Raw genomic sequence first — 1,283 nt, 5'->3', positions numbered from 1 at the left:
GCCATCGAACTGTCATGGGAAGAGCACACGGCGACCTACGTGAGGGGTGACACGGGGCCCCAGGGCGAAATCGTGAATCGCAAGCGGGTCAGGATCAAGGCGCGGATTCCCAACTTGTCGAAGATGGAGTTTGGGTTGAGGTTTAGTAGTGAATCAGGCCTGGAAACATCCACCTTGTTTGAGGATAAGTTTGTCAAAGACGGCAAAGGAGGATCGTTAGAGTTGCAACGTAAAGCAGAAAGCTCCTCAATCGACTATGAATTGTCTCATGGGAAGGATAGTGTGACGATTGAAAGAAAGGTCTTTATATCAGATCAAGTCGCGGTAGAAGGTGTCGAGCTTTACGTGGAATACTTCGATAAAAGAGCGCGGTCGCTCTCTTATCAAGACACTTTTAGCATGAGGTTTTCATGAAAAACATATTTAAAAATCTGGCGCTAGTTCTTGTGTTGGGTTGCTCCTCTTTTTCGAGTGTTGCTTTTGCTGAGGTTTACTATAATGACCCGACTCAAGACACGCTTTGGGACGACTTTACTTATAAGCTGTCATTGGCAGATATTCGCCAGGGCGCGAAAAATGGCGACCCTAAGGCCGAGTATCTATTGGGCGAGCTATATTTGACATATACAGAAGTTGTTGATATTTCTCAGGACTACGATAAAGCTTTACCGCTTCTCCAGTCTTCGTGGAAGAAACACGGTGCTGATGCGGGGCATGCCTTATTTAGAGTTTATTACAATGGCTTGGGAGTGAAAAAGGACTTAAGTGTCGCTTTCAAGTATCTTCAGGAATCTGCTGAAATGGGCTATACACTATCCCAGCGCGATTTGGCTGAAGCATATCGAGGAAAAGATTATGAAGGGCTGGTGGGCCAAGACTACGAAGAAGCAATTTATTGGTATAAAAAGGCTGCCGCTCAAGGTGATAAAAATTCCGCCTTGGCTATGGCTAATTTGTATTATCAGGGCGAGGGTGTCAAGCAAAGTAACGAAAAAGCTTTCGAATGGTTACTACGTTGCAGCAAGCTTAAATATGGTTATGAGACGCAGGGGTTCCGTTCTCTTGCCAAATTCTACGAAGAAGGCATCGGTACCGATGTCGATTTGATTCAAGCCTATAAATACTATGATCTGCGTGGGTCTGCCGGCGCGGAAGGTAAACAGCTCCTATCCAAGCAGATGACCAAGGAACAGATAGAAGAAGCTCGCCGACAGTCGTTGGAATGGCAGAAAGAACACAACGTGCGCATCGGAGGTGGTTTTTTTCAAATGAATTGACCGCTG

Annotated in this window: 2 protein-coding genes; both read left to right on the top strand. The window is 45.9% G+C overall.

Annotated elements, in window-relative coordinates:
* A partial coding sequence (locus DOM36_RS19745; RefSeq protein ID WP_157958710.1) for a hypothetical protein occupies positions 1 to 414 on the top strand: 414 nt, incomplete at its 5' end.
* Positions 411 to 1,277, top strand: a complete 867-nt coding sequence (locus tag DOM36_RS19740) for a tetratricopeptide repeat protein (protein WP_110644149.1) — start codon at positions 411 to 413, stop codon at positions 1,275 to 1,277. The genes DOM36_RS19745 and DOM36_RS19740, both read left to right, overlap by 4 nt.
* Positions 1,278 to 1,283 lie beyond the last annotated feature (6 nt).

The sequence above is a fragment of the Salinicola sp. CPA57 genome (assembly GCF_003206035.1).
Classification (GTDB): domain Bacteria; phylum Pseudomonadota; class Gammaproteobacteria; order Pseudomonadales; family Halomonadaceae; genus Salinicola; species Salinicola socius.
The sequence above is the reverse complement of the archived record's forward strand: the minus strand, read 5'-3'. Positions and strand labels throughout refer to the sequence as shown.